The 26,237-nt window shown below is 70.0% G+C and carries 26 protein-coding genes; 13 read left to right on the top strand and 13 right to left on the bottom strand.

What is annotated here, in order from left to right:
• Positions 1–19: 19 nt before the first annotated feature.
• The 10 genes from ACSQ14_RS03175 to coxB form a co-directional block, all read right to left on the bottom strand.
• On the bottom strand, positions 20–1,315 hold the full coding sequence (locus tag ACSQ14_RS03175; RefSeq protein ID WP_436009648.1) for a M16 family metallopeptidase: 1,296 nt from the start codon (positions 1,313–1,315) through the stop codon (positions 20–22).
• Positions 1,290–2,678: a threonine synthase gene (gene thrC, locus ACSQ14_RS03170; protein ID WP_436009646.1), complete on the bottom strand. Its 1,389-nt coding sequence runs from the start codon at positions 2,676–2,678 to the stop codon at positions 1,290–1,292. The genes ACSQ14_RS03175 and thrC overlap by 26 nt, the downstream gene beginning before the upstream one ends.
• Positions 2,679–3,428: an SURF1 family protein gene (locus tag ACSQ14_RS03165; protein ID WP_436009644.1), complete on the bottom strand. Its 750-nt coding sequence runs from the start codon at positions 3,426–3,428 to the stop codon at positions 2,679–2,681.
• On the bottom strand, positions 3,421–3,780 hold the full coding sequence (locus ACSQ14_RS03160) for a DUF983 domain-containing protein (protein WP_436009642.1): 360 nt from the start codon (positions 3,778–3,780) through the stop codon (positions 3,421–3,423). The genes ACSQ14_RS03165 and ACSQ14_RS03160 overlap by 8 nt, the downstream gene beginning before the upstream one ends.
• Before the next feature lie 2 nt (positions 3,781–3,782).
• A complete protein-coding gene (locus tag ACSQ14_RS03155; protein ID WP_436009640.1) occupies positions 3,783–4,655 on the bottom strand; it encodes a cytochrome c oxidase subunit 3 in 873 nt (290 codons plus the stop codon).
• A 137-nt stretch (positions 4,656–4,792) separates the two neighbouring features.
• On the bottom strand, positions 4,793–5,377 hold the full coding sequence (locus tag ACSQ14_RS03150; protein ID WP_436009638.1) for a cytochrome c oxidase assembly protein: 585 nt from the start codon (positions 5,375–5,377) through the stop codon (positions 4,793–4,795).
• Positions 5,355–5,507: a hypothetical protein gene (locus tag ACSQ14_RS03145; RefSeq protein ID WP_436009636.1), complete on the bottom strand. Its 153-nt coding sequence runs from the start codon at positions 5,505–5,507 to the stop codon at positions 5,355–5,357. The genes ACSQ14_RS03150 and ACSQ14_RS03145 overlap by 23 nt, the downstream gene beginning before the upstream one ends.
• Positions 5,507–6,475: a heme o synthase gene (gene cyoE, locus ACSQ14_RS03140; protein ID WP_436009634.1), complete on the bottom strand. Its 969-nt coding sequence runs from the start codon at positions 6,473–6,475 to the stop codon at positions 5,507–5,509. Before cyoE ends, ACSQ14_RS03145 begins: the two co-directional genes overlap by 1 nt.
• An 80-nt stretch (positions 6,476–6,555) precedes the next feature.
• Complete coding sequence (gene ctaD, locus ACSQ14_RS03135) at positions 6,556–8,211, bottom strand: cytochrome c oxidase subunit I (RefSeq protein ID WP_436009632.1); 1,656 nt, start codon at positions 8,209–8,211, stop codon at positions 6,556–6,558.
• Between the two features lie 17 nt (positions 8,212–8,228).
• Entirely contained in the window at positions 8,229–9,194 is a 966-nt protein-coding gene (coxB, locus tag ACSQ14_RS03130) for a cytochrome c oxidase subunit II (protein WP_436009630.1), read from the bottom strand.
• A gap of 207 nt (positions 9,195–9,401) precedes the next feature.
• Here coxB and ACSQ14_RS03125 point away from each other — a divergent pair, with 207 nt between their 5' ends.
• Positions 9,402–9,746: a DUF3140 domain-containing protein gene (locus ACSQ14_RS03125; RefSeq protein WP_436009628.1), complete on the top strand. Its 345-nt coding sequence runs from the start codon at positions 9,402–9,404 to the stop codon at positions 9,744–9,746.
• A gap of 114 nt (positions 9,747–9,860) precedes the next feature.
• A complete protein-coding gene (gene tldD, locus ACSQ14_RS03120) occupies positions 9,861–11,291 on the top strand; it encodes a metalloprotease TldD (RefSeq protein WP_436009626.1) in 1,431 nt (476 codons plus the stop codon).
• A gap of 129 nt (positions 11,292–11,420) precedes the next feature.
• Here the strand turns inward: tldD and ACSQ14_RS03115 are convergent, their stop codons facing one another.
• Complete coding sequence (locus tag ACSQ14_RS03115) at positions 11,421–13,253, bottom strand: peptide MFS transporter (RefSeq protein ID WP_436009624.1); 1,833 nt, start codon at positions 13,251–13,253, stop codon at positions 11,421–11,423.
• Between the two features lie 165 nt (positions 13,254–13,418).
• Here ACSQ14_RS03115 and ACSQ14_RS03110 point away from each other — a divergent pair, with 165 nt between their 5' ends.
• The 3 genes from ACSQ14_RS03110 (at position 13,419) to ACSQ14_RS03100 (ending at position 15,986) form a co-directional block, all read left to right on the top strand.
• Positions 13,419–13,961, top strand: coding sequence for a DUF427 domain-containing protein (locus ACSQ14_RS03110; RefSeq protein WP_436009622.1), 543 nt, complete (start codon positions 13,419–13,421; stop codon positions 13,959–13,961).
• 206 nt (positions 13,962–14,167) lie between these two features.
• Positions 14,168–15,013 (top strand): alpha/beta fold hydrolase, encoded by an 846-nt coding sequence (locus ACSQ14_RS03105; protein ID WP_436009620.1) that lies wholly within the window; start codon positions 14,168–14,170, stop codon positions 15,011–15,013.
• Positions 15,014–15,044: 31 nt separating this feature from the next.
• Positions 15,045–15,986 (top strand): DUF808 domain-containing protein, encoded by a 942-nt coding sequence (locus tag ACSQ14_RS03100; protein WP_436009618.1) that lies wholly within the window; start codon positions 15,045–15,047, stop codon positions 15,984–15,986.
• Between the two features lie 120 nt (positions 15,987–16,106).
• On the opposite strand, the gene ACSQ14_RS03095 is transcribed toward ACSQ14_RS03100, so the two are convergent.
• Both ACSQ14_RS03095 and ACSQ14_RS03090 read right to left on the bottom strand, forming a co-directional pair.
• Positions 16,107–17,462, bottom strand: a complete 1,356-nt coding sequence (locus ACSQ14_RS03095; RefSeq protein ID WP_436009616.1) for a glutamate--cysteine ligase — start codon at positions 17,460–17,462, stop codon at positions 16,107–16,109.
• Positions 17,463–17,561: 99 nt separating this feature from the next.
• Entirely contained in the window at positions 17,562–18,284 is a 723-nt protein-coding gene (locus ACSQ14_RS03090; RefSeq protein WP_436015339.1) for a 16S rRNA (uracil(1498)-N(3))-methyltransferase, read from the bottom strand.
• A 202-nt stretch (positions 18,285–18,486) separates the two neighbouring features.
• On the opposite strand from ACSQ14_RS03090, the gene ACSQ14_RS03085 reads away from it, so the two are divergent.
• The 8 genes from ACSQ14_RS03085 (at position 18,487) to ACSQ14_RS03050 (ending at position 26,203) form a co-directional block, all read left to right on the top strand.
• Positions 18,487–19,245 (top strand): polyphosphate kinase 2, encoded by a 759-nt coding sequence (locus ACSQ14_RS03085; RefSeq protein ID WP_436009614.1) that lies wholly within the window; start codon positions 18,487–18,489, stop codon positions 19,243–19,245.
• A gap of 134 nt (positions 19,246–19,379) precedes the next feature.
• Entirely contained in the window at positions 19,380–20,603 is a 1,224-nt protein-coding gene (locus tag ACSQ14_RS03080) for an MFS transporter (RefSeq protein ID WP_436009612.1), read from the top strand.
• Between the two features lie 42 nt (positions 20,604–20,645).
• Positions 20,646–21,848, top strand: coding sequence for a winged helix-turn-helix domain-containing protein (locus ACSQ14_RS03075; RefSeq protein WP_436009610.1), 1,203 nt, complete (start codon positions 20,646–20,648; stop codon positions 21,846–21,848).
• A 203-nt stretch (positions 21,849–22,051) separates the two neighbouring features.
• Entirely contained in the window at positions 22,052–22,975 is a 924-nt protein-coding gene (gene ubiA, locus ACSQ14_RS03070) for a 4-hydroxybenzoate octaprenyltransferase (protein WP_436009608.1), read from the top strand.
• Positions 22,976–22,980: 5 nt separating this feature from the next.
• Positions 22,981–23,643 carry a class I SAM-dependent methyltransferase gene (locus ACSQ14_RS03065; RefSeq protein ID WP_436009607.1) on the top strand — a complete coding sequence of 221 codons (663 nt, stop codon included), beginning with the start codon at positions 22,981–22,983 and terminating at the stop codon, positions 23,641–23,643.
• 154 nt (positions 23,644–23,797) lie between these two features.
• Positions 23,798–24,139 carry a VOC family protein gene (locus ACSQ14_RS03060; RefSeq protein ID WP_436009605.1) on the top strand — a complete coding sequence of 114 codons (342 nt, stop codon included), beginning with the start codon at positions 23,798–23,800 and terminating at the stop codon, positions 24,137–24,139.
• An 8-nt stretch (positions 24,140–24,147) separates the two neighbouring features.
• Entirely contained in the window at positions 24,148–24,501 is a 354-nt protein-coding gene (locus ACSQ14_RS03055) for an MmcQ/YjbR family DNA-binding protein (RefSeq protein WP_436009603.1), read from the top strand.
• A gap of 178 nt (positions 24,502–24,679) precedes the next feature.
• Positions 24,680–26,203, top strand: a complete 1,524-nt coding sequence (locus tag ACSQ14_RS03050; protein ID WP_436009601.1) for a UbiD family decarboxylase — start codon at positions 24,680–24,682, stop codon at positions 26,201–26,203.
• Positions 26,204–26,237: the final 34 nt, after the last annotated feature.

Here is a 26,237-nt window from a genome sequence, read left to right as displayed (position 1 = left end):
CCTGGCCCTAGCCCTAGCCCTAGCCGAACAGCGCCTTCTCGAAGGCCGGCGCCGCTTTCAGCGCGGCCTTGGGGCCGAGCACGGCCACCGCCGCGCGGCGGGGGGCCAGGATCGCCTCCGTCAGGCGCACCAGGTCGGCGGCCACGACCGCGTCGACTTCGGCGCCGAGCTCCTCCGGCGGCAGGATGCGGCCGAACATCAGCATGTGGGCGGCGGCCTGTTCGGCGCGCGCCAGCGGCTGCTCGCGGGCCATGAACATCGAGCCCTTCAGCTGCGCCTTCGCCCGGGCCAGTTCGGCCTCGGTGACCGCCTCGGTCATGCCGGCGATCTCGCCGGCCACGACCCGGGCGAGCTCGGCGGCGTCCTCCGCGGCGCAGCCGGCGAAGACGCCGAGCACGCCGGTGTCGATGTAGGTCTCCGAATAGGCGTCGATCGCGTAGGCCAGGCCGCGCTTCTCGCGCGCCTCCTGGAACAGCCGCGAGGCCATCCCGCCGCCGAGGATCTCGGCCAGCAGCCGCAGGGCGAAATAGTCCGGGTGGCCGGCGCCGACGGCCGGCAGCAGCAGCACCAGGTTGGCCTGCTCGAGCTTCTTGGCGGTCGGCCGCATCCCGCCTTGGAAGCTGGCGGCCTGGGCCGGCGGCGGCGGCGACACCGCCTGGGCCTGGCCGAAGTCGCGCTCGGCGAGCCGCAGCACCTGGTCTTCGTCGACCGCGCCGGCGGCGCTGACGACCAGGCTGTCGGGGGCGTAGAGCGCCGCGCGCCAGGCGTTGAGCGCGGCCGGGTCGGCGGCGCCGATCGAAGCCGGCGTGCCGAGGATCGGCCGGCCCAGCGACTGGCCTTCGAAGGCCGCGGTCTGGGCGAGTTCGAACACCAGGTCGTCCGGGGCGTCGGCGGCCTCGGCGATCTCCTGGCCGACCACCTGCTTCTCGCGAACCAGGTCGCCCTCGTCCATGTGCGGGCGCAGCACCAGGTCGGCGATCACCGCCGAGCCAAGGTCGAGCCCGTGCTTCAGCGCGCGGACTTGGTAGCTGGTGCGCTCGTAGCCGGTGGCGGCGTTGATGTGGCCGCCTTCGGCCTCGATGGCCTCGACGATGCCGCGCGCGCTACGGCCGCCGGCGCCCTTGAAGACCATGTGCTCGAGCAGGTGCGACCAGCCCGAGCGGAGCTCGTCCTCGCTGCGCGCGCCGCGGCCAGCGACGACCGACAGCGCCACCGTCTGCAGCCCGGGCATCGGGTCGCAGACGACCCGCACCCCGTTGCCGAGGACGTGGACTTTGGGCCCGGGGGCCTCAGGCGCCTGCGAATGTTCGGACATAGGCCTTGATCGTCTCCGCCTCGGCGGGCAGTCGCTCGAACCGCTCCGGGCGGCCGGCGAGATCCGCTGCGCCGCGCGGCAGCTGCGGGGTCAGGCCGGAGACCTTGGCCACGTCTTCAGGGAACTTGGCGGCGTGCGCCGTCGACAGCACCACGACCGGGCCCGGAACATCGACGCGGCCGAGCGCCGAGACCGCGACCGCGGTGTGCGGATCGATCAACTCGCCCGAAGTGTCGAGGGTGGCGACGATGGCCTTGGCGGTGTCGTCCTCGCCGACGCCGACGCCGACGAACATCTGGCGCATCTTGGCCAGCGCCGCGGGCGGCACGTTGATCGCGCCGTTCGCGTTGAAGCCCTCGAAGGCCTGGGCGGTGGCCGCCGCGTCGCGGCCGGTGGCCTCGAAGAACAGCCGCTCGAAGTTCGACGCCGACTGGATGTCCATCGCCGGGCTCATGGTGGCGTGCACCTGGCCCCGGGCGTAGCGGCCGGTCTCGAACGCGCCGGCCAGGATGTCGTTGGAGTTGGTGGCCACGACGATGCGGGCGATCGGCAGGCCCATGCGGCTGGCGACATAGCCGGCGAAGGCGTCGCCGAAGTTGCCCGACGGCACGCAGAAGCTGACCGGCCGGTGCGGCGCGCCGAGCGCCACGGCGCTGGTGAAGTAGTAGACCGCCTGGGCGGCGATGCGGGCGAAGTTGATCGAGTTGACGCCCGACAGGTCGACCGCCTGGCGCAGCGCCTGGTCCTGGAAGGCCTGCTTCACGATCGCCTGGCAGTCGTCGAAGGTGCCGCTGACCGCGACGCAGGCGACGTTGGCGTCCGGCGCCGTGGTCATGAAGCGCCGCTGCACCTCGCTGATCCGGCCTTCGGGGAAGAGCGCCACCACGCGGACGTTCTTGCGCCCGCGGAAGGCTTCGACCGCCGCCCCGCCGGTGTCGCCGGAGGTCGCGCAGAGGATGGTCTGCACGCGGTTCTGCTGGCCCAGCACGTGGTCATAGAGACGCGCCAGGATCTGCATGGCGACGTCCTTGAACGCCAGGCTCGGCCCGTGGAACAGCTCGGCCATGAAGACCTCCGGCGCCAGCTGCACCAGGGGCGTGACGGCGGCGTGCTTGAAGGTCGCGTAGGCCTCGCGGCACATCTCGGCGAGCGCGTCGGCGGGGATCTCGTCGCCGGCGAAGGCGCCGATCACCGCGGCGGCGACCTCGTGGTAGGGCTTGCCGGCGAACCCGGCGATCTGCGCGGCCGTGAAGGTCGGCCAGGCTTCCGGGATGTACAGGCCGCCGTCGGGCGCCAGCCCCGCCAGCACCGCATCGACGAAGCCCACCGCGGGCGACTGACCGCGCGTCGAGACGTAACGCATCTAATTCTTCCGCCTTCTCAAGAGGACGGCGGCATAGACGCCGGCCAGGGCCGCGGCAAGGCCGAACCAGGTCAGCGCGTACTCCAGATGCCGATTGGGGATCTGCGCCGGCAGCGGCGCCGGCTGCAGCCCGGCGAAGGCCGGATTGGTCGCGCTTTCGGCGAACAGGTAGACCGGCGCCGGGGCCGGCGCGCCCAGCGCCCGGGCCATGGCCTCGGCGTCGCGCGAGAACCAGCGGTTGGCCTGCAGCTGGTTCGGCGGCGTCATGAAGGTGGCGCGGTCCGGGACCCGCAGCACGCCGACCACCTCGACCGGCGCGGTGTCGGCCGCGTCGACGGGCGGGCGCGCGGAGATGGTGTCGACGACGAAGCCGCGGTCGACCAGGACGGTGCGGTACTTGCGGCTGGCGACCGTGCAGGCCGAGATCAGCCGCGAGCCGGCCTGGCCGTCCTTCAGACCGTAGAGCTCGAGGAAGGGCGCGCCGGCGATCCCCGGGCAGCTGACGCGGACCCGGGTGAAGTCGACGTCGCGGCCGTCAGCCAGGGCGTCGAGCACCGGCTCCAGCGGGCGGGCCGGGGCGTTCTGCAGGGCGGCGACGTGGGCGAGCAGCTGCTGCTTCCACGCCATCCGCTGGAGCTGCCAGGCGCCGAGTGCGAGCAGGATGGCGAGCGCGATCGCCGTCGCCGCCGTCAGGCCGATCGGAAAGCCGGCGGCGCGCGCGGCCGGCGCAGGCGCCGGGCCGTCAGCCATGACGGGATTCAGCCGCCTTGTTCTTGAACTGGGCGGCCAGCAGCAGGCCCTTGGTGGGCCGCAGCAGCCCGAGGCAGATGATCAGGGTGGCCGGAAGCCACAGCACCAGGTGGACCCAGACCGGCGGATGGACCGCCACCTCGGTGAACAGCGCCGCGAACGCGACGATGAAGCCGGCGATGAGGATGACGAAGACCGCCGGACCGTCGCCGGAGTCGGCCTTCGCCAGATCGAACCCGCAGGCCTCGCAACGAGGGGCCACCTTGAGGAAACCCTCGTAGAGGTGGCCCTCGCCGCAGTTGGGACAGCGCCCCGCCAGTCCCGCCAGGAACGGGTTGGGCGCGTTCGCCACGGTCAGTGCCCGGCCGCGCCGGCGAACACCACGTAGATGAAGGCGAACAGGAACAGCCACACCACGTCGACGAAGTGCCAGTACCAGGCCGCCGCCTCGAAGCCGAAGTGCTTCTGCGGGGTGAACTGGCCGGACAGCAGACGCAGCAGGCAGACGGTCAGGAAGATCGTCCCGATCAGCACGTGGAAGCCGTGGAAGCCGGTGGCCATGAAGAAGGCCGAGCCGTACAGGCCCGAGTTCACCGCCTCGGTGTTGAAGAAGTACTTGTGCTCCAGGATGTGGGCGTACTCGTACACCTGGATGGTCGTGAACAGCACGCCCAGCGCGACGGTCAGGATCAGGCCCCACTTGGCGCCCTTGCGGTCGCCGGTCTGCAGCGCGTGGTGCGCCCAGGTGACGGTGGTGCCGGAGAGCAGCAGGGTCAGGGTGTTGACCAGCGGCAGGTGCCAGGCCGGGACGGTCTCGACGCCATGCGGCGGCCAGGTGGCCCAGGCGGCGCGCACTTCCTCGATCGACGAGAGGGTGCGGTGCTGGTGGAACAGCGCCATTTCGAAGAAGACCCAGAACCAGGCCACGAAGAACATCACTTCGGAGGCGATGAACAGGATCATGCCGTAGCGCAGGCCGAGCCCGACGACCGGGGTATGGTCGCCGGCGCGGCTTTCCTTCACCACGTCGCGCCACCAGCCGAACATGCTGTAGAGCACGCCGGCGAGGCCAGCGAGGAAGACCCAGCTGGTGCCCTTCTCGAGGCCGAACAGGCCCTTCATCCAGACCACGCCGCCGAGCATCATGATCGTCGCCGCGGCCGACGAGACGAGCGGCCACGGGCTCGGGTTGACCAGGTGGTAGTCGTGCTTCACGCCTTGGGCCATCTCGGTCCTAATCCTCTAAATCCCCCAAGCGGCCAGGGGCCCGCAGCTTCTCAGCGCGTGCGTCAGGCCGTTTCGCGTGACGCTATAGACCTGCGCTGCGGGGTCCGCCAAGGGGGAAAGGCAGCCGTTTTCCTACACTAGCTCTGCGGTGTGGCCGCAGGAGCGTCCGTCGCCGGGAAGAAGGTGTAGGAAAGGGTGATCTCGCGCTTGCCGCGGGTCTCGAAATCCTCGGCGAACTTGGGATCGACGAAATACAGCACCGGCATGTCAACCGACTGGCCGGCGCCGATGGTCTGGTCGTTGAAGCAGAAGCACTGCAGCTTCTTGAAATAGCCGCCCGCCTGCTCCGGCACGACGTTGAACGTCGCCCGCGCGGTGACCGGCTTGTCGGAATTGTTCACCACCCGGAAGAAGGCGATCTTGGTCTCGCCGAGCCTGACCTCCTGCGAGGTCTGTTCGGCGGTGAAGGTGAACGGCAGCTCGCGGGTGTTGGCGTCGAACCGCACGGTGACCGCCTGGTTGCTGACCGCGACCGGCGCGGCCTCGGCCCGGCCGACGGTGCCGTCGAAGCCGGTGACCTGGCAGAACATGCGATAGAGCGGCACCGAGGCGTAGGCCGCCCCGACCATGCCGCAGAACACCGCAGTGCAGATCAGGCCGAGCTTACGGTTGCGCCGCTGCTGCGGGGTGGGCTCGCGCTTAGAGCGGACGGTGGGCGACATTCCCGCCGAGCCTCACGACCGTGACTACGAAGACCAGGACCACGAACAGCACCAGGCCGAGCGCCAGCGCGATATTGCGGCCGCGCCGGGCCTTGGCCTCGGCGTCGGATTCCCGGGCGGGATCGCTCATCAGAACAGCTCCATCGGCGGCAGCCCGGCGACGTGCTCGACGAGCAGGGTTGCGAACAGCAAGGTCACGTAGAGGATCGAGAAGGCGAACAGGTTGCGCGCGTCCTTGGCCGTCGCGCGCACGTCGTAGAGACCGTCGTCCTTGCGCGGATCGGGGCTCTCGCCGGCCCGGCTGCGGAACAGCCGCCAGGCGAGCAGCAGGAACACCAGGCCGCCGAGCACCGAGACCGCCAGATAGGCGACGCCGCCGAGGCCGGTGAACGCCGGGGCCACGCCGAGCGGGGCCAGCAGCAGGCTGTAGATCAGGATCTGCTTGCGGGTCGAGGCCGCGCCGGACACCAGCGGCATCATCGGCACCCCGGCGCGGGCGTAGTCCTCGCTGGTGTACAGCGACAGCGCCCAGAAGTGCGGCGGCGTCCACATGAAGATGATGGCGCACAGCAGCCAGGCGTTCATCGGGGCGTCGCCGGTCGCCGCGGCCCAGCCGATCACCGGCGGCAGCGCCCCGGCCAGGCCGCCGATGACGATGTTCTGCGCCGTCGAGCGCTTCAGCCACATGGTGTAGACGACGGCGTAGAAGACGATGGTGAAGGCCAGCAGGCCCGCCGCCAGCCAGTTCAGCGCCATGCCCATCAGCATGACCGAGAACAGCGACAGCACCACGCCCAGCCCGGCCGCGTCGGCCCCCTGGACCCGCCCAGCCGGCACCGGCCGGCCGCGGGTGCGGCGCATCTTCGCGTCGATGTCGGCGTCGTACCACATGTTCAGCGCGCCGGACGCGCCCGCGCCGACCGCGATGCAGAGCACGGCGACCGCCGCCAGCACCGGATGGATCGCCTGACCGGACGCCACCAAGCCGGTGAAGCCGGTGAACACCACGAGCGACATCACCCGCGGCTTCAGGAGTTGAAGGAAGTCCTGCCAGCGCGCCGGGGCGCCGGCGCCGGAATGGGCCTCAAGCATGGCCATAAGTTTACCCCGAATGTTCGAAGGGCGCGCGCCGTTTCCAGCGCGCGCCCCCCGTTAAGACTGGTCGCCGACCGTAGGCCTTAGTGCTTGGCCTCGGGTTCGATGACGGGCAGTTCGTTGAACTGGTGGAACGGCGGCGGCGAGGACAGCGTCCACTCCAGCGTGGTCGCCCCTTCACCCCACGGATTGGCCTCGGCCTTGCGGCGGAAGATCATCGCGTCGAGCAGCACCAGCATGAAGATGCCCACGCCGACGACGGTGATCGCGTAACCGAGCGACGACACCTTGTTCCAGAGCGTGAAGGCTTCCGGATAATCGATGTAGCGGCGCGGCATGCCCTGCAGGCCGAGGAAGTGCTGCGGGAAGAACACCAGGTTCACGCCGACGAACATGACCCAGAAGTGCAGCGCGCCGAGCCATTCACGGTACTTCACGCCGAAGATCTTCTCGAACCAGTAGTAGAAGCCCGCGAAGATCGCGAACACGGCGCCGAGGCTGAGCACGTAGTGGAAGTGCGCGACCACGTAGTAGGTGTCGTGCAGGCTGTAGTCGATGCCGGCGTTGGCCAGGACCACGCCCGTCACGCCGCCGACGGTGAACAGGAAGATGAAGCCGATCGCCCAGAGCATGGGCGTCTTGAAGTCGATCGACCCGCCCCACATCGTCGCGATCCAGGAGAAGATCTTCACGCCCGTCGGCACCGCGATGACCATGGTGGCCGCCACGAAGTAGGCGCGCAGATTGATGTTCATCCCGACGGTGTACATGTGGTGCGCCCACACGACGAAGCCGACGAAGCCGATGGCGACCATGGCGTAGGCCATCGCGAGGTAGCCGAACACCGGCTTGCGCGAGAAGGTCGACACGATGTGGCTGATGATGCCGAAGCCCGGCAGGATCAGGATGTACACTTCCGGGTGGCCGAAGAACCAGAACAGATGCTGGTACATGACGGGGTCGCCGCCGCCGGCCGGGTCGAAGAAGTGGGTGTGGAAGTTGCGGTCCGTCAGCAGCATGGTGATCGCGCCCGCCAGCACCGGCAGCGAGAGCAGCAGCAGGAAGACGGTGACCAGCACCGACCAGACGAACAGCGGCATCCGGTGCAGGGTCATGCCCGGCGCGCGCATGTTGAAGATGGTGGTGATGAAGTTGATGGCGCCCAGGATCGAGCTGGCGCCCGCCAGGTGCAGCGCGAGGATGGCGCAGTCCATCGCCGGGCCGGCGTGGCCGGTGGTGGACAACGGCGGATAGGCCGTCCAGCCGCCGCCAAAGCCCATGCCCGGGCCGCCGTCGACGAACATCGAGGTGAGCAGCAGCACCCAGGCCGCGACCAGCAGCCAGAAGGAGATGTTGTTCATCCGCGGGAAGGCCATGTCCGGCGCGCCGATCATCAGCGGCACGAACCAGTTGCCGAAGCCGCCGATCATCGCCGGCATGACCATGAAGAAGATCATGATCAGGGCGTGGGCGGTGACCACGGCGTTATAGCCGTGCTTGGAGGCTTCGATCAGGCCGAGCTGCGACAGCAAGCTGCCGTCGGTGAACACCTGGATGCCCGGCTCGGCCAGTTCCCAGCGGATCAGGCCGGAGAGCGCGCCGCCCACCAGGCCCGCCATGATGGCGAACAGCAGGTAGAGGGTGCCGATGTCCTTGTGGTTGGTCGACAGGAACCAGCGGGCGAAGAAGCCCGGCTTATGGTCATGCTCGTCGTGACTGTGAGCGGCGGCGTTTGCCATCGTACGCTTGTCCTAGATCAGTGCGCAGCCGGCGCCGCGGGCGCCGGGGACGTGGTGGCCGCAGCCGGCGCGCCTTGCGGCGCGGGGGCGGCGGGAGTGTTCGCAGCGGTCGCGGCGGCCGGCTGAGCGGCGTCGGCCGCAGCGGCCACGGCCGGCGCAGCGCCGGCGACGCTGCCGCCCTTCGAGGCCACCCAGGCGTCGAATTCCGGCTGGGTCACGACGCGGACCTCGATCGGCATGAAGGCGTGATCGACGCCGCACAGCTCGCGGCACTGGCCGTAGTAGGTGCCGACCTTCTCCGCCTTGAACCAGGTCTCGTTCACCCGGCCCGGGATGGCGTCGATGATCACGCCGAACGACGGCACGGCGAAGGCGTGGATCACGTCGGCGCCGGTCACCAGCACGCGCACGGTCTTGTTGACCGGCACCACCAGCGGCTCGGTCGCCGCCAGACGATAGGGCACGCCCTTCGCCTTGGCCTGATCCTCAGGCAGCTGGTTGGAGACGAATTCGCCGACCTTCTGGTCCGGGTACTCGAAGCCCCAGTACCACTGGTAGCCCGTCGCCTTCACCGTCAGATCCGGCTTCGGCATGTCGTGATAGGCGAACAGCAGCTTGAACGAGAAGATCGAGATGAACACCAGCACCAGCACCGGCGCGAGGGTCCAGATCACTTCGATCGCCGTGTTGTGGCTCCAGCGCGCCGGCGTCGGATTGGCGCGGCGGTTGTAGCGCACCGCCACCCACACCAGCAGGCCGAGCACCAGCAAGGTGATCGCCGTGATGATCGGCAGCAGAATCGCATTGTGGAAGAAGATCGCGTCATGCCGCAGCGGGGTCACCCCCGGCTGCAGGTCGATCGCGCCCGGCGTGGGTTGGCCCACCAGGTCCTCGGCGAGGGCTGAAGCACCCCAGAACGCCGCCATCGCGCCCGCCGCGACACCGGTCGCCAGCGCCCGCATCCCCTTAAACCTCGACTTCATGTCCCCTCGGTCTGGTTGGCGCGGCCGCGCTCGCGAATCCGACGATCCCGCCGCCTGACAGAATGAGCGCGCGCAGGCGCTTTCGCGCCGGTCCGCCCCTTCAGCGCGCGTGCATACGCGCATCCCTGGTCGTTGCCAAGGCGCTTGCGTCAGATATGGGCATCCATGCCGCCGCACCGGAATTTCGCGTCCCAAGGGAGGATTGCGATGCATTTGCATCCTGACGACGCCCGGGCCGTCCGCCGCGAGTTCGCTCGCCTGACGAACCTCACCCAGGCCGAGCTGCGCGCCTGGCTGGAGACGCCGCAGAGCAAGCAGGTCGGCATGGTGCGCAAGGGCGAGCACGAGTCGGTCGGCCGCCAGTCGGCGCGGCGCATCCTGGAGATCCGCGATACGCCGAACGACGACCTCACCGACGCCGATTACGCGCATATGAAGAAGGTGATCGGCTACTGCCGCCGCCACCTCGCCCAGCGTCCCTGGGGCGAGGTCGCCGACACCCGCTGGCGCTATAGTCTAATGAATTGGGGGCACGACCCGCTGAAGCGGTGACCGGATATATCCGTCATGGCCCGGACAAGCCGGGCGATGATGAAAGGATGATGAAAGGAGGGAGTTCCAACGCCCGCAGGTGACGCCGGGCCGGGCGGTCCCTATCTTTCACGCATGAACGCCCACGCCCCCGCCCCTTCGATCCTCGACGCCGCCGGCGTCGATCCCGAACGCGCCGTCTCGGTGCTGCGCGACGCGCTCGCCGGCGCCGACGACGGCGAGCTGTTCGTCGAACGCTCCGAGAGCGAGTCCTTCCTGTTCGACGACGGCCGGCTGAAATCCGCGGCCTACGACGCCACCGAGGGCTTCGGCCTGCGCGTCGTCGCCGGCGAGACCGCCGGCTACGCCCACGCCAGCGAGATCTCGGAAGCGGCCATCCGTCGCGCCGGCGATTCCGCGGCGCTCGCCAAACGCGGCTACGCCGGGGTCGCCGCCGAAGGCCCGCGGGCGACCAACGCCAAGCTCTATGGCGAGGAGAACCCGCTCGCCTCGCCGGACTTCGCCGACAAGGTCGCGCTGCTGCAGGAGATCGACGCCTGGGCCCGCGAACGCGATCCGCGGGTCGTCCAGGTGATGGCCTCGATGGCCGGCGAGCGGCGGACGGTGGAGATCGTCCGCGCCGACGGGCGGCTGATCCGCGACGTGCGCCCGCTGTGCCGCCTCAACGTGCAGGTCAGCGTCGAGCGCGACGGCCGCCGCGAGACCGGCACCAGCGGCGCCGGCGGCCGCACCGGCTTCGAAGCCTGGATCACCCCGGACCGCTGGCAGGAACAGGTCGACGAGGCGCTGCGCCAGGCGCTGGTGAACCTCGAGGCGGTGCCCTGCCCGGCCGGCGAGATGGACGTCGTGCTCGGCCCCGGCTGGAACGGCGTGCTGCTGCACGAGGCGGTCGGCCACGGGCTCGAAGGCGACTTCAACCGCAAGGGCACCTCGGCCTTCTCCGGCCGGATCGGCGAGCGGGTCGCCGCGCCGGGCGTCACCGTGTTCGACGATGGCACCATCCTCGGCCGCCGCGGCTCGCTGACCGTCGACGACGAGGGCACCCCGACCGAGCGCACCATCCTGATCGAGGACGGCATCCTGGTCGGCTATATGCACGACCGGATGAGCGCGCGGCTGATGGGCGCGCAGGCCACCGGCAACGCCCGGCGGCAGTCCTACGCCCACATGCCGATGCCGCGGATGACCAACACCGCCATGCTCGGCGGCGACGCCAGCCGCGAGGAGATGATCGCCTCGACCAAGCGTGGCCTCTACTGCGCCAACTTCGGCGGCGGTCAGGTGGACATCACCAACGGCAAGTTCGTCTTCCAGTGCACCGAGGCCTACCTGATCGAGGACGGCAAGGTGACCACGCCGGTGAAGGGCGCGACGCTGATCGGCGACGGGCCCTCGGCGCTGACCCGGGTGACCATGATCGGCGACGATTTCGGCTTCGACCCCGGCATCGGCAGCTGCGGCAAGGCCGGCCAGAGCGTGCCGGTCGGCGTCGGCCAGCCGTCGCTGAAGCTCACCGGCCTGACGGTCGGCGGCACGAGCCTGTAGGCCGCCTAGATCCTCCCCCTCAGGGGGAGGTGGCCCGATAGGGCCGGAGGGGGTTTCAGCCGCTGACTCGGCGGCCTTCAACCCCCTCACCCGCTTCGCGGGAACTCCCCCTCAGGGGGAGCATCTTCTTTAGCTACCCTTCCGCTCCGCGCGGATCGCCGCCCGGCCGACAGCCGGGCGGTCGCCGCCGCCGAGCGGCTCCGGCTGCACCACCGTCTCGTCGGCGCCGTGGGCCCAGCCCTTGATCAGGAAGCTGAGGGCGACAAAGGCGACGCCGATGCCGACGCCCCACCAGCCGAGCAGGTTGAAGACCCGCAGCGACGCGGCCAGTGCGGCCGCCGGGTCGAGCACCTCGCCGCCGACCGTCTCGGTTCCGGCCAGGCCGGCGATGATCCCGCCGACGTACTGGGCGATCGACGAGGCCAGGAACCAGACCGCCATCATGAACGAGACCAAACTGGCTACGCTGAGCTTGGTGATCTGCGACAGCCCCACCGGCGACAGGAACAGCTCCGCCGTGGTGTGGAACATATAAAGCAGGCCGAGCAGGATCACCGGCAGCCGGTACTGGGCGTCGGCCAGCGGCGCGCCCCAGACCACCACCAGGAAGCCCAGGCCGATCTGCAGCAGCGACAGGCCGAACTTCAGCGTCGGATTGGGGTCGCGGCCGCGACGCCCCAGCCAAGCCCAGAGCGCGGCGAACATCGGCGCGAAGACCAAGATGAAGAACGGGTTGAACGACTGGGTCTGGGCTGCCGGCAGCCCCATCAGGTCGACGTTGCGCGCGGCGAACAGGTTGAGCGAGGTGCCGGCCTGCTCGAACAGGGTGAAGAACACCACCGCGCCGAAGATCAGCACCATGGCCAGCGCCATCCGCTCGCGCTCGACCTTGCCGCACTGGGCGAACATGAACCAGAAGATGTAGGCCACGGCGACCACGGTCGCGACGCCCAGGCCCCAGCCGACCAGAGTGTTGTGCTGCACCAGGAACCACACCGGGATCACCGCCAGCACGCCAAGGCCATAGATCAGCTGTTCGCGGTTGAGCGGCCCGACCACCTTCTCGCGCAGCCGCTGCGGGGCCGGCGGCTCGCCGCGCCCGAGCAGGTGTTTTCGCCCGAGGATAAAGACGAGCAGGCCCGCCGCCATGCCGATTCCGGCCAGACCGAAGCCGGCCCACCAACCGACCGACTGCCCCAGCATGGCGCACAGGATCGCCGCCCAGAAGGCCCCGAGGTTGATGCCGTAATAGTAGAGCGTGAAGCCGGCGTCCCGTCGCGGGTCGCCCTGTTCGTAGAGCTGCCCGACCAGGACCGACATGTTCGGCTTGAGGAAGCCGACCCCCATGATGATCAGCGAGATCGCCAGATAGAAGGCGTTGCGGCCGAGCAGGTCGGTCTTGGTGGTCATCGAGAATTCGCCGGCCGGCAGGACCGCCGGCAGCGAGGCCCCAGCCGGCAGGTTCTTGATCTGCAGCCCGCCGTCCTGCGCCGCGGCGAAGGCGTGGGCTTTGCCGTCGACCACGACATGGACCTTGCGGTCGTCCATCCGGCCTTCGGCCTGGATCTCGTAGCTGCGGCCGGCGAAGTGCAGGGTCTGTTCGGAGGGACGGCCCTCGATCGCCATCGCCATGTGGCCGGCGGTCAGCAGCAGCGCGCCGAACACCACCGCCTTGCGGGTGCCGAGCCAGCGGTCGGCGATCAGCCCCCCGGCCAGCGGGATCAGGAAGACCAGCGAGGTGTAGGAGCCGTACTGCGCCGAGGCGGTCTTGTCGTCGAACAGCAGGTGCTGGGTCAGGTAGAAGACCAGGATGGCGCGCATCCCGTAGTAGGAGAACCGCTCCCACATCTCGGCGAAGAAGGCGATGATCAGCCCGCGCGGGTGGTTGCGCAGCAGTTGCACCAGCACCGGCGCGCCGGTCGCCACGGTGACCAGCAGGCCGATAAGAACGACGGGATTCATGCGAAGGCGTTTCCGGTGAAGCTCTTAGATGAAGCGGCGCGTGGCGCGCCGGGTCAGGTTACGAGCTAGAGATCACGCGGCAAGCGATGTCACAAGGCGTAACAATTGCCCTGCGGGAGCCGGTCGCAGGCCTGCACGTTGAAGGTCGCAAGGAGAACCTCCCGCATGCAGACCTCAGACCCCGATCCGCAGATCACGCTGAAGCCCGCCACCCGGCGCTGGCGCGCCCGCCTCAACAACCACGTCATCGCCGACACGGACGACGCGATCATCCTGCACGAGAAGGGCTTGGCGCCGGTCGTCTATTTCCCGCGTCAGGACGTGGGCATGGAGTACATGGGGCGGACCGACCGCCACAGCTTCTGCCCGCACAAGGGTCAGGCGAGCTATTTCACCCTCACCTTTGACGGCGAAATTCTCGAGAACGTCGCCTGGTCCTACGAGGACCCGTACGACCCGGTGGGGCCGATCCGCGGCCGCGTCGCCTTCTATCCGGGCGACATCGAGCTCTACGAAGTCGACGACGCCGTGGTGAACCCGCACCACCACCACCGCGAACCGCGTCCGGAAGCCGACGCCACGCTGTCGCGACGCGACATCGACGAGATCGTCCAGCACACCGACTCCGGCGACGGCGTCGCCCAACGCGAACACTGGGCGCCGAACGTCGAGACACCCGGGCGGGAGGACCGCCGCGGGTTCAGCTAAGGACGGCGCGGTAAAACGCCCCCTCCGTCTCGCGCCTCCGGCGCGATCCACCTCCCCCGCTGCGCGGTGGAGGATCTAGAGCGCCAAGATGCTCCACCGCGCAGCGGGGGAGCTGTCCGCGCAGCGGACTGAGGGGGCGTTTTACGGCTTGGACGCAGTCACCGCCGCGCCTGTACGCTCCCGGCGAACGTACGAGACCCCGCACCATGCCCAGCTTCACCACGCGCGACGGCTGTCGCCTGCAATATGCGCTGCGCGGCGCGGGGCCATTGGTCGCGCTGACGCCCGGCGGCCGGGAAGCCGGGGCGGCGGTCGACGCGCTGGCCGAGGCGCTGGCGGCGCAGGCGCGGGTGCTGACCTGGGACCGCCGCAACACCGGGGCGAGCGACGTCTTCTTCGGCGGCGCAGGCTCCGAGCAGGAGCTCTGGGCCGACGACCTCGGCGACCTGATCGCCGAGCTTGGCGAGGGCCCGGCCTGGCTGGCCGGCGGCTCGGCCGGCTGCCGGGTGTCGGTGCTGACCGCGCTCAGGCGGCCGGAGGCGGCGCGCGGCCTGATCCTCTGGTCGGCGTCGGGCGGGCCCTACGGCTGCCAGTTCCTCGGCTTCCAGTACCACGTGCCCTACATCATGGCCGCCGAGCGCGGCGGCATGCCGGCGATCGCCAAGACGCCGTTCTTCGCCGAACGGATCGCCGCCAACCCGGAGAACCGCGACCGGCTGCTGGCGCTGGATCCCGCCGACTTCATCGCCACGCTGAAGCGCTGGAACACCTTCTTCTACTATTCGCCGGACGCCGCCTTGGCCGGCGTGCCGGACGCGGCGCTGCGCGGGCTCGCCCTGCCGACGCTGATCTTCGAAGGCGGCGACGACATCCACCCGCCGGAGGTGTCGCAGGCGCTGGCGCGGCTGATTCCCGGCGCGACGCTCGTGCCCTCGGCCTGGCCGGGCGCGGCCTGGATGGACCGCTTCACCGGCCGTGCGCCCGGCAGCGTGTTCGATCTCTATCCGCGGCTCGCCCCGGCGATCGCCGACTTCCTCAACCGTCCGCGTTGACGGACCCCGGCGCGTCGCCGCAAAGGACCCCATGGCTTCAGGATTCGCCGCCCTCCTCGACGACATCGCCGGCATCGCCAAGATCGCGGCCGCCTCGCTGGACGATGTCGGCGCCGCCGCCGGCAAGGCCGGCGCCAAGGCCGCCGGCGTGGTGGTCGACGACACTGCGGTCACGCCCGGCTACGCCATGGGCTTCACCCCGGACCGCGAGCTTCCGATCGTCTGGAAGATCGCGATGGGCTCGCTGCGCAACAAGTTCTTCTTCCTGCTGCCAGGCGCCCTGCTGCTCAGCTACTTCGCCCCCTGGGCGGTGACGCCGATCCTGATGCTCGGCGGGGCCTATCTCTGCTTCGAGGCGGCGGAGAAGGTGATCGAGGCGGTCCTGCACGGCGACGACGCGGCGGACGAGCCGGAAGAGTTGGCGCTGAGCTCCAAGGAGCTCGAGCAGCGCAAGGTCTCCGGCGCGATCCGCACCGACCTGATCCTGTCGGCCGAGATCATGGCCATTTCGCTGGGCAGCGTCGCCGACCAGCCGTTCGTCGTTCAGGCCGCGGCGCTGGCGGCGGTCGGCTTCGCGATCACCGTCGGCGTCTACGGCGTGGTCGGGTTCATCGTGAAGATGGACGACATCGGCCTGCATCTGGCGAAAGGCCGCCTGCGCAGCCTGCGCCTGGCGGGCCGGCTGCTGGTGCGCGCCATGCCGGCGGTGATGAACGGCCTAACCGTGATCGGCACCGCGGCGATGCTGTGGGTCGGTGGCGGCATCATCGTCCACGGCCTGGAGCAGTATCAGCTGACGCCGATCCCGGGGCTGATCCACCAGCTGCAGCACTGGGCCGCGGCCGCGCCGATGCTCGGGTCCGTCGCCGGCTGGCTGGCCTTCGCCGTGGCCTCGGCGCTGGTCGGCTTCCTGATCGGCGGCGTCATCGCCGGCGTCCTGCACCTGATGCCGAAGAAGAAGGCTGCGGCCTAACCAAGCTCCGCGCGTACCGGCGAGGGCCGGTATCCAGATTCAGCCGGAGCGCTTGGTGGGGTTCACCTGGGCCCCGGCCTTCGCCGGGGTGAGCGGTTCATTCAATCGCCGTGCGGGCGGCTAGTAGGCGAAGGCCTCGAACACCTTGCCGGCGTCGCCGGCCCAGCGGGTGTTGTAGAGCTCCAGCAGCCGCTCGGCCGGGGTGATCCCGCTCTCGGCTATCTCATGCAGTTCGCCGAGATAGCCGCTCTCGTCGACCAGGCCGCCGGACAATCGGTTACGCCGCTTCAGCCCGTCGCGGGCGATCGCCAGCATGTCCTTGGCGACGTCCTGCACGCTGCGCCCATTGACCTCGGCCTTCAGGCCCAGCCGGGCGACGTCGGCGCGCAGCCGCTCGTGATCCTCGGTCGCCCAGTCCTTGCAGAGGTCCCAGGCCGCCGCCAGCGCCGCGGAGTCGTAGAGCACGCCCATCCAGAGCGCCGGCAGGGCGCAGAGCCGGCTCCATGGCCCGGAGTCCGCGCCGCGCATCTCCAGGTACTGCTTCAGCCGCACCTCGGGGAACAGGGTGGTGGTGTGGTCGGCCCAGTCCTTGAGGGTCGGGCGCTCGCCCGGCAGCTCGGCCAGCTTGCCGTCCATGAAGTCGCGGAACGAGCGGCCGGCGACGTCGACGTAACGGCCGTCGCGCTTGACGAAATACATCGGCACGTCGAGCGCGTAGCGGGCGTAGGTCTCGAAGCCGAAGCCGTCCTGGAAGACGAAATCCAGCATGCCGGTACGGTCCGGATCGGTGTCGGTCCAGACGTTGGCGCGGCTGGACAGCAGGCCGGTCGGCTTGCCTTCCTTGAACGGCGAGTTGGCGAACAGCGCCGTGGCGATCGGCTGCAGCGCCAGACTGGTGCGGAACTTCGCGACCATGTCGGCTTCGGAGCCGAAATCGAGGTTCGCCTGCACCGTGCAGGTGCGGAACATCATGTCCAGGCCCATGCCGCCGACCTTGGGCATGTACTCGCGCATGATGGTGTAGCGGCCCTTGGGCATCACCGGGATCTCGTCACGCCGCCACTGCGGGGTGAAGCCCAGGCCGAGGAACCCCAGGCCAAGCTCGTCGGCGACGATCTTCACCTCTTGCAGGTGCGAGCCGGTCTCCTCGCAGATCTCGTGGATGGTCTCGAGCGGCGCGCCGGACAGTTCGAACTGGCCGCCGGGCTCGAGGCTGACGCTGGCCTTGCCGCGCTCCAGCGCGATGACGTTGTCGCCTTCGTAGACCGGCTTCCAGCCGAAGCGGGTCAGCCCCTCCAGCAGGGCCTTGATGCCGCCGGGCTCATACGGGACCGGCCGGTTCGAGCCGAGCTGGAAGACGAACTTCTCGTGCTCGGCGCCCACGCGCCATTCGGACGCCGGCTTGGACCCGGCCTCGAACCAGCGGACCAGATCGTCGAAGACGAGCGGGCGATCTTGGCATGCGATGTCGGCCAAATGCAGCTCTCCAGCCCGTAACAGACGTCTCAGCGGGGGTGGCCCCGCGCGGCCGCGATCTTTACGCGCATGAGTGACATGGGTGCAAACGGTCGCAGCTCAAGTACGCCAGTCGCCCAGCGCTGCTTGCCATAAGGTTAGTGCGCTGATCGCCGCCGTGTCCGCGCGCAGGATTCTCGGGCCCAACGTCGCCGGCGTCGCGAAGTTCAGCGACCGCAGCATTTCGCGCTCCTTCGGCGAAAAGCCGCCTTCCGGGCCGATGAGGATCGCCCAGGGCGCCTCCGGCTGGGCCTCCAGCGCCGTCAGCGCCGGTTGCGCGTCGCCGGCCTCATCGCAGAACAGCAGCCTGCGGCCGTCCTCCCAGCCGCCGACCAGCTTGTCGAGGCGGACCGGCTCCAGCACTTCGGGGACGTCCAGCCGGCCGGTCTGCTCGGCGGCCTCGACGGCGATCGCCCGCAGCCGGTCGACCCGGGTGTGGTCAGCGTTCGTGCGTTCCGTGATCGTCGGGCGCACCCGCCGGGCCCCGAGCTCGGCGGCCTTCTCGACGATGGTCTCCAGCCGCGCGCGCTTGACCAGGGCGATCACCAGGTCGAGGTCCGGCCCCACAGCCTGCGGCCGGACCAGCTCGACCGCCTCCAGCGTCACCGCCTTCTTGCCGACGCTGGCGACGCGGGCGCGCCACTCGCCGTCGCGGCCGTTGAACGCCAGCAGCTCGTCGCCCGGCGTCAGGCGCATCACCGCCGCCAGATAGCGGCTCTGCCCCTCGTCCAGCCTGAGTTCGGCGTCCTGGGCGAGGTCGTGGGCGACGAACAGGCGGATCATGACGCGGTTGTAGCGGCGCACGCGGCGCACGCAAACGCCCCCTCCGTCTCGCGCCTGCGGCGCGATCCACCTCCCCCGCTGCGCGGTGGAGGATCTGGGCCGAAGGTGCTCCACCGCGAAGCGGGGGAGCTGTCGGCGCAGCCGACTGAGGGGGCGTTCACCCACGGATGACAAAAACGCGGCGTTCGGGCGTTACTTCACCATGTCCCGCAAAGACGACGATCCGGAACTCGAAGCCCGCCAGCTGGTGCTGGTGAAATGGCAGCAGCGCGCTATGGCCGAAGGCGAGAAGGCGCTGATCATCTTCGAAGGCCGCGACGCCGCCGGGAAGGACGGCGCGATCCGGGTGCTGACCGAGCACCTGTCGGTGCGCAACACCAAGGTCGTCGCCCTGCCCAAGCCGTCCGACCGCGAAAGCAGTCAGTGGTTTTTCCAACGCTACATCCCGCACCTGCCGGCCTGCGGCGAGACGGTGATCTTCAACCGCTCCTGGTACAACCGCGCCGGAGTCGAGCGGGTGATGGGCTTCTCCACCCCGGAGGAGCAGGAGGTCTTCCTGCGCGAGGCGCCGACGGTGGAGTCGATGCTGCTGGAGAGCGGCCTGAAGATCGTCAAACTCTGGCTGGACGTCTCCAAGGACGAGCAGGCCAAGCGGCTGGCGGAACGCCACTCCGATCCGCTGAAGGTGCTGAAGAGCTCGCCGCTCGACGACGCCGCGCAGAAGCGGTGGAAAGAGTACACCAACGCGCGGGATAACATGCTGCAGCGCACGTCGACGGCGTTGGCCCCGTGGATCTGCGTACGCGCGGACAGCAAGCGCAAGGCGCGGCTCGCCATCCTCAGTCACATCGCCCACACGCTCGCGCCGCCGCAGATCGCCGCCGACGCGCCCCCGCCGGATCCGGACATCCTGTTCCGCTTCGAGAGCGCCGCCCTGACCGACGGCCGGCTCGAGAAGTAGACCCGAGCGTTTCATTTCCGCCTTGACTCCGTCCGAGACACAAGGCTCGCATCCCCCCGGGGAAACGATTGTGCATCATGCCACGCGACGGGCTACCGCCCGCGCTGAGGGCGCGCAACATCAGGAGTCGGCGGATGAGTTATCTGGGCGAGTTCCGGGCGAATTGGCGCGCGCTGCTAGCCGCGGCCCTGGGGCTCGGCGGCGGCACCGCGCTGCACATCTATTCGCTCAGCGTCTTCGCCCCGCCCCTGCTCGCGGAGTTCGGCTGGACCAAGGCGCAGTTCGCCCTGGTCGGGGTGATCGGGATGCTGACGCTGGTCACCGTGCCGGTGGCCGGCCGCCTCGCCGACAGCTTCGGCGTCCGCCGCACCGCCGCGTTCGGGGTGTTCGGCGTCCCGGCCTGCTTCTTCGCCTACAGCCTGATGCGCGGCGGCTTCACCGAGTTCCTGGCGATCACCGTCGCCCTGACGACGATCGGCGCGACCACCACCTCGTCGGTCTACAGCCGGCTGGTCGCCGAGCGGTTCGAAAAGGCCCGCGGCCTGGCGCTGGCGGTGGTCGTCTGCGGACCGGCCGCGGTGTCGGCGCTCGGCATCCCGGTGCTCAGCCACATCAACGACGTCCACGGCTGGCGGGTCGGCTACCAGGCGGTGGCGGCGCTGTCGCTGTGCTTCGGCCTGCTGGCGCTGACCATCATGCCGCGCTCGACGGCGAGCGGCCGCACCGTGGTCCGCGCGCCGGGCCGGATGCTGCAGGACTATCGCCAGGTCGCCGGCCGCTCGGCCTTCTGGGTGATCCTGGCGGGCATGCTGTTGTGCAACATCGCCGCCGCCCTGCCGGCCTCGCACATGAAGCTGATGCTGCTCGACAAGGGCGCGAGCTCCGCGGTCGCCGCGATGATCATCTCGTCCTACTCCACCGGAGTGATCATCGGCCGGTTCGCCTGCGGCCTGTCGCTGGACCGCTTCCCGCCGCACATCGTCGCCGCGGTCAGCATGGGCCTGCCGGCGCTTGGGCTGTTCATCCTGGGTTCGCCGATCGACGCGACGGTGGCGCTGGCCGCGGCGGTGCTGCTGCTCGGCCTGTCGCAAGGGGCTGAGGGCGACCTGGCGGCCTACCTGGTGGTGCGCTTCTTCGGCATCCAGGTGTTCTCCAGCACGCTCGGCCTGGTGACGGCGGCGATCGGCAGCGCCAGCGCCATCGGCGCGCTGGTGATGGGTGCGACGCTGAAGCTCACCGACGACTTCACCGTCTATCTCTACATCTGCACCGCCGCGACCTTCATCGGCAGCCTGCTGTTCATGCTGCTCGGCCGCCCGCCGAAGCTCGAACCGGTGCTTGCGCCGCAGGGGGCCTAGGCGCTTTCCTCCGCCTGAGCAGTCGCGAGCGGCGGGGGAGCCTTGGGCCAGGACAGTCTGACGCCGGCGGAGGCGCGCCGCATCGCGCTCGCCGCCCAGGGCTTCGGCGCGGCGCGGCCGGCCGGCGAGGTCGGCAAGCGCCAACTGCTGAAGACGATCGCGCGCCTCGGCGCGGTGCAGATCGACTCGGTCAATGTCGTCTCGCGCACCCACTACCTGCCGGCCTTTTCGCGGCTGGGCGCCTATCCGCGGGCCCTGCTGGAGGAGCTCGCCTGGGGCAAGAAGCCTGAGCTGTTCGAGTACTGGGGCCACGAGGCCAGCCTGCTGCCGCTGGCCAGCCAGCCGCTGCTGCGCTGGCGGATGGCCGACGCCCACGACGGCGTCGGCGTCTGGCGCGGCATCGCCCGGTACCTGCGCGAACATCGCCCCCAGGTCGACCGGGCGCTCGCGCAGATCCGCGACCGCGGGCCGCTTGCCGCCTCCGAGCTGGAGCTCGGGATCAAGGGCAACGGCGGCTGGTGGGGCTGGAGCGAGGGCAAGCGGGCGCTGGAATGCCTGTTCTGGACCGGCGAGCTGACCGCCGCGACCCGCCGCGGGACCTTCGAACGGGTCTACGGCCTGCCGGAAAGGGTGCTGCCGCGCGCGGTGCTGGAAACGCCGACGCCCGACCGCGACGCGGCCCAACGCGGCCTGCTGCGCATCGCCGCCGGCGCGCTCGGCGTCGCCACCGAGCGCGACCTGCGCGACTACTTCCGCATGAGCGTGGCCGAGACCCGCGCCCGGCTCGCCGAGTTGGTCGAGGCCGGCGAGTTGCAGCCCGTCGCGGTGCAGGGCTGGCGCGAGCCGGCCTATCTCGACCCCGCCGCGCGCAAGCCCCGGCGGATCGCCGCCGCCGCGCTGCTGTCGCCGTTCGACAACGCCATCTGGTTCCGCGAGCGCACCGAGCGGATGTTCGGCGTGCGCGTGCGGCTGGAGATCTACACCCCCGCGGCCAAGCGCACCCACGGCTACTACGTGCTGCCGTTCCTGGAGGGCGACGCGCTGACCGCCCGCGTCGACCTGAAGGCCGAGCGCAAGGCCGGCGTGCTGCGCGTCCAGGCCAGCCACGCCGAACCCTGGGCGACGCCGGAGACCCCGGCGCGACTGGCGAGCGAGCTGAAGCTGATGGCCGGCTGGCTGGGGCTGGCGACCGTCGCGGTCGAGCCGCGCGGGGACCTGGCCGAGGCGCTGGCGGGCGAGGTCTGAATTCAAGCTGTCATCCCGGAATGCGCGCAGCCATGTCCGGGACCCAAGAATACTGACGGTGAAGGCGCCCGCCGCGCTGGCCGCGCCTCTCGTGCAGCGCCGTGTTCTTGGATCCCGGTCTTCGGCGCTCCGCGCCGAAACCGGGATGACAGTGTGGGGCAGGCGTCTTCGCCCGCCCCGCGCCATCTGCTAAGCCCCCGGCCATGAGCCAGTCCGCGCCGCTGCCCGACGCCGTCCCCACCAACTGGGTCGACCGCCGCGCGCCGGCCGCGCTGCGGCCGTGGTTGAAGCTCGGCCGGTTCGACCGGCCGACCGGCATCTGGCTGCTGATGCTGCCCGGCTGGCAGGCGATCGCACTGGCCGACGCGACCTACGGCCGGCTGCCCGACCTCTGGCTGATGCTGGAGTTCTTCGTCGGCGCGGCGCTGATGCGCGCCGCTGGCTGCGCCTTCAACGACATCGTCGATCGCGACATCGACGCCAAGGTCTCGCGCACCGCCGGCCGGCCGATCCCGTCCGGCCAGATCAGCGTCAAGCAGGCCTGGGGCTTCATCGTCGGCTGCAGCCTGGTCTCGCTGCTGATCCTCCTGACCATGGGTCCGTTGGCGATCGGCCTGGGCGTCGCCTCGCTGGCGCTGGTCGCGGCCTACCCGTTCATGAAGCGGATCACCTGGTGGCCGCAGGCCTGGCTGGGACTGACCTTCAACTGGGGCGCGCTGCTGGGCTTCGCCGCCGCCAACGGCCGGCTCGACCTGTCGGCGGTGCTGCTCTACGCCGGCGGCGTGTTCTGGACCCTCGGATACGACACCATCTACGCCATCCAGGACCTGGAGGACGACGCTCTGGCCGGGGTGAAGTCCTCGGCCCGCCGGCTCGGCGCAGACATCCCGCGCGGGGTCGCCGGCTTCTACGGCCTGTCGCTGGTGCTGACCTTCGCCGCCTACGTCTGGGCCGGCCTGAGCTTCCTGTTCCTGCCGGTGTTCGCGCTCTACGCCACCCACCTGATCCTGCAGGCGCGGCGGGTGCAGGCGGACAACCCGGTCCGCGCGCTGGCGCTGTTCAAGGCCAACACCTGGGCCGGGGTGATCCTGTTCGTCGCCTTCGCCGTCGGCGCGCTGGGGTTCTGAGCCGGATGATCACGCCTACGCCGGAGGGCCGCCGCGCCTTCGTCCTCGACAACACCCGCCCGCAGCGTCCGCCGCACACGCCCGAGCTGGAGCTGCTCCTCGCCGACGAGATCATGCCGATCTGGCGGCTGACCGAAGAAGCGCTGGAGGAGATGGGCCTGCCGCCGCCGTTCTGGGCCTTCGCCTGGGCCGGCGGCCAGGCGCTGGCGCGCTACGTCCTCGACCATCCGGAGCTGGTCGCCGGCAAGCCGGTGATCGACTTCGCGACCGGCTCGGGCCTGGTCGCGCTCGCCGCGATGAAGGCCGGCGCCGCCAGGGTGCTCGCCGCCGACATCGACGTCTTCTGCCAGGCCGCGGTGGCCGCCAACGCCGAGCTGAACGCCGTCGCCGTCGAGTTCACCGAGCAGAACCTCCTGGACCAGCCGCCGCCGGCCTGGGCCGAGGTCATCCTGGCCGGCGACATCTGCTACGAACAGCCGCTCGCCGGACAGGTGCTGGCCTGGCTGGCCGCGGCCCGCGCCGCCGGCGCGACCGTGCTGATCGGCGACCCGGGCCGCAGCTACTTCCCGCGCGACGGCCTGGTGAAGCTCGCCGAATACCAGGTGCCGACCACCCGCGAGCTCGAGGACATGGAGGTCAAGAAGACCTCGGTCTGGCGGCTGCCTTAGCCCTCTTTCCGCTCTTCCCCGCGAAAGCGCTTTCGCGGGGAAGAGCAGGTTGGTGAGTCGCGCGTTCCGGGATGACAGGGAGAGGGCGCAGGGGACTTCCCATCCACGCCGCGCCCAACTAGAACATTCAACGAACATTCTACAGGAGCACCCCATGGGCGAGGACGGCCGGATCGACTACATCGAGCTGCCGGGCGGCGACTTGATCGCCACCAAGCGGTTCTACGAGCAGGCCTTCGGCTGGGCCTTCACCGACTACGGCCCGGGCTATGCGGCGTTCGACGAGGGCCTCGACGGCGGCTTCAACGGTCACGCGGAAGACCAGAGCCCGATGCCGCTGGTGATCCTCTACGCCGACGACCTTGAGGCGATGGAGGCCAAGGTCCGCGCCGCCGGCGGCGAAATCATCCGCCCGGCCTACGACTTCCCCGGCGGCCGCCGCTTCCACTTCCGCGACCCCAGCGGCAACGAGCTCGGGGTGTGGAGCGAGACCTGAGGACCTAGGTGACCGCCGAGCAGTTCCACGCCGTCGTCATGGCCTTCCCCGGCGTCGAGGAAGGGACCAGCTACGGCCATCCGGCCTACAAGGTGGCGGTGAAGTTCTTCACCCGGCTGCGGGCGGAGGACTTGAGCGTGGTCTTGCAGGAGGTCGGCTTCGACGAGCGCGAGATGCTGATCGCGGCGGCGCCGGCGACCTTCCACTTCACCGACCACTACCGGAACTACCCGATCGTGCTGGCGCGGATCGCGCAGATCGAAGGCGACGAGCTGCGCAGCTTCCTTGAACGGCGCTGGCGCAAGATCGCGCCGAAGGCGGCGGTGAAGGCCTGGGACGTCGCGCACGCCGGCGAAGCGTGACACGGCGGCGGTCGCGGCCTAGCTTCCGCGCGGGCTGAGCGCCCCCTCAGTCGGCTTCGCCGACAGCTCCCCCGCAGGCGGGGAGCAGCGATCGCTCCTCCACCGCAAAGCGGGGGAGGTGGATCGGCGCGCAAGCGCCGAGACGGAGGGGGCGTTCGGCGCGAGCCTTGGAGACGAGATGGCCTATCGGTCTTTGCGCGAATTCCTCGAGACGCTGGAAGCGGCCGGCGAGCTGGTGCGGGTGAAGGAGCCCGTCTCCACCGTGCTCGAGATGACCGAGATCCAACGCCGGCTCTTGGCGACCGGCGGGCCGGCGGTGCTGTTCGAGCAGCCGATCCGCGCCGACGGCGAGATCTCGCCGATGCCGGCGCTGGTCAATCTGTTCGGCACGGTCAAGCGGGTCGCCATGGGCGTGACGCTGGAAGGCCGCGCACGCTCGACGCCGGAAGACCTGCGCGAGGTCGGCGAGCTGCTGGCCTTCCTGCGCGCGCCGGAGCCGCCGCGCGGCTTGAAGGACGCGATGGAGATGCTGCCGCTGGCCAAGACGGTGATGGCCATGCGGCCGGCGACGGTGAAGCGCGCGCCGGTGCAGGAAGTGGTGCTCACCGGCGACCAGATCGACCTGACCAAGCTGCCGATCCAGACCTGCTGGCCGGGCGAGCCGGCGCCGCTGATCACCTGGCCGCTGGTGGTCACCAAGGGGCCCTCGGCGGACCGTGAGGACGATTACAACCTCGGCATCTACCGCATGCAGGTGCTGGGCAAGGACCGCACCATCATGCGCTGGCTGGCGCACCGCGGCGGGGCCCAGCACCACCGCCGCTGGAAGGCCGCCGGCAAGCCTGAGCCGCTGCCCGCCTGCGCGGTGATCGGCGCCGATCCCGGCACCATCCTGGCGGCGGTGACGCCGGTGCCGGAGACGCTGTCGGAGTACCAGTTCGCCGGCCTGATGCGCGGCGCCAAGCTCGACCTGGTCCCGGCCAAGAGCGTGCCGTTGATGGTCCCGGCCCAGGCCGAGATCGTGCTGGAAGGCCACGTGCTGCTCGACGAGTACGCCAACGAGGGCCCGTATGGCGACCACACCGGCTATTACAATTCCGTCGAGCGCTTCCCGGTGTTCCAGGTGACCGCGATCACCATGCGCAAGAACCCGATCTACCTGACCACCTTCACCGGCCGCCCGCCAGACGAGCCCAGCGTGCTCGGCGAGGCGCTCAACGAGGTGTTCATCCCGCTGCTGCGCCAGCAGTTCCCGGAGATCGTCGACTTCTGGCTGCCGCCCGAGGGCTGCAGCTACCGCATCGCCGTGGTGTCGATGAAGAAGGCCTACCCCGGCCACGCCAAGCGCGTGATGATGGGTGTCTGGAGCTACCTGCGGCAGTTCATGTACACCAAGTGGGTGATCGTCGTGGACGACGACATCAACGCCCGCGACTGGAAGGACGTCATGTGGGCGATGTCCACCCGCATGGACCCGGCCCGCGACATCACCCTCGTCGAGGGCACGCCGATCGACTACCTCGACTTCGCCTCGCCGGAGAGCGGCCTGGGCTCGAAGATCGGCCTGGACGCCACCAACAAGTGGCCGCCGGAGACCAAGCGCGAATGGGGCGAAAAGCTCGGCATGGACCCCGGGGTGGTCGCTGAGGTCAGCCGCAAGTGGAAGAGCCTCGGCCTGCCCGGCGACGGCGACGAGGTCTAGAAATCCGCTCATCCCGGCGAAGGCCGGGACCCAG

The sequence above is a fragment of the Phenylobacterium sp. LjRoot219 genome (assembly GCF_964252995.1).
GTDB lineage: Bacteria > Pseudomonadota > Alphaproteobacteria > Caulobacterales > Caulobacteraceae > Phenylobacterium.
The sequence above is the reverse complement of the archived record's forward strand: the minus strand, read 5'-3'. Positions and strand labels throughout refer to the sequence as shown.

Coding starts and splice junctions, on each gene's coding strand:
- ACSQ14_RS03125 (WP_436009628.1), top strand. CDS start 9,402: ATGCATTTGCATCCTGACGACGCCCGGGCCGTCCGCCGCGAGTTCGCT.
- ACSQ14_RS03145 (WP_436009636.1), bottom strand. CDS start 5,507: ATGAGCGATCCCGCCCGGGAATCCGACGCCGAGGCCAAGGCCCGGCGC.
- ACSQ14_RS03175 (WP_436009648.1), bottom strand. CDS start 1,315: ATGTCCGAACATTCGCAGGCGCCTGAGGCCCCCGGGCCCAAAGTCCAC.
- ACSQ14_RS03155 (WP_436009640.1), bottom strand. CDS start 4,655: ATGGCCCAAGGCGTGAAGCACGACTACCACCTGGTCAACCCGAGCCCG.
- ACSQ14_RS03105 (WP_436009620.1), top strand. CDS start 14,168: ATGCCCAGCTTCACCACGCGCGACGGCTGTCGCCTGCAATATGCGCTG.
- ctaD (WP_436009632.1), bottom strand. CDS start 8,211: ATGGCAAACGCCGCCGCTCACAGTCACGACGAGCATGACCATAAGCCG.
- ACSQ14_RS03090 (WP_436015339.1), bottom strand. CDS start 18,284: ATGATCCGCCTGTTCGTCGCCCACGACCTCGCCCAGGACGCCGAACTC.
- ACSQ14_RS03110 (WP_436009622.1), top strand. CDS start 13,419: ATGCAGACCTCAGACCCCGATCCGCAGATCACGCTGAAGCCCGCCACC.
- ACSQ14_RS03065 (WP_436009607.1), top strand. CDS start 22,981: ATGATCACGCCTACGCCGGAGGGCCGCCGCGCCTTCGTCCTCGACAAC.
- ACSQ14_RS03085 (WP_436009614.1), top strand. CDS start 18,487: ATGTCCCGCAAAGACGACGATCCGGAACTCGAAGCCCGCCAGCTGGTG.
- ACSQ14_RS03115 (WP_436009624.1), bottom strand. CDS start 13,253: ATGAATCCCGTCGTTCTTATCGGCCTGCTGGTCACCGTGGCGACCGGC.
- coxB (WP_436009630.1), bottom strand. CDS start 9,194: ATGAAGTCGAGGTTTAAGGGGATGCGGGCGCTGGCGACCGGTGTCGCG.
- ACSQ14_RS03080 (WP_436009612.1), top strand. CDS start 19,380: ATGAGTTATCTGGGCGAGTTCCGGGCGAATTGGCGCGCGCTGCTAGCC.
- ACSQ14_RS03165 (WP_436009644.1), bottom strand. CDS start 3,428: ATGGCTGACGGCCCGGCGCCTGCGCCGGCCGCGCGCGCCGCCGGCTTT.
- cyoE (WP_436009634.1), bottom strand. CDS start 6,475: ATGGCCATGCTTGAGGCCCATTCCGGCGCCGGCGCCCCGGCGCGCTGG.
- ubiA (WP_436009608.1), top strand. CDS start 22,052: ATGAGCCAGTCCGCGCCGCTGCCCGACGCCGTCCCCACCAACTGGGTC.
- ACSQ14_RS03060 (WP_436009605.1), top strand. CDS start 23,798: ATGGGCGAGGACGGCCGGATCGACTACATCGAGCTGCCGGGCGGCGAC.
- ACSQ14_RS03150 (WP_436009638.1), bottom strand. CDS start 5,377: ATGTCGCCCACCGTCCGCTCTAAGCGCGAGCCCACCCCGCAGCAGCGG.
- tldD (WP_436009626.1), top strand. CDS start 9,861: ATGAACGCCCACGCCCCCGCCCCTTCGATCCTCGACGCCGCCGGCGTC.
- thrC (WP_436009646.1), bottom strand. CDS start 2,678: ATGCGTTACGTCTCGACGCGCGGTCAGTCGCCCGCGGTGGGCTTCGTC.
- ACSQ14_RS03100 (WP_436009618.1), top strand. CDS start 15,045: ATGGCTTCAGGATTCGCCGCCCTCCTCGACGACATCGCCGGCATCGCC.
- ACSQ14_RS03050 (WP_436009601.1), top strand. CDS start 24,680: ATGGCCTATCGGTCTTTGCGCGAATTCCTCGAGACGCTGGAAGCGGCC.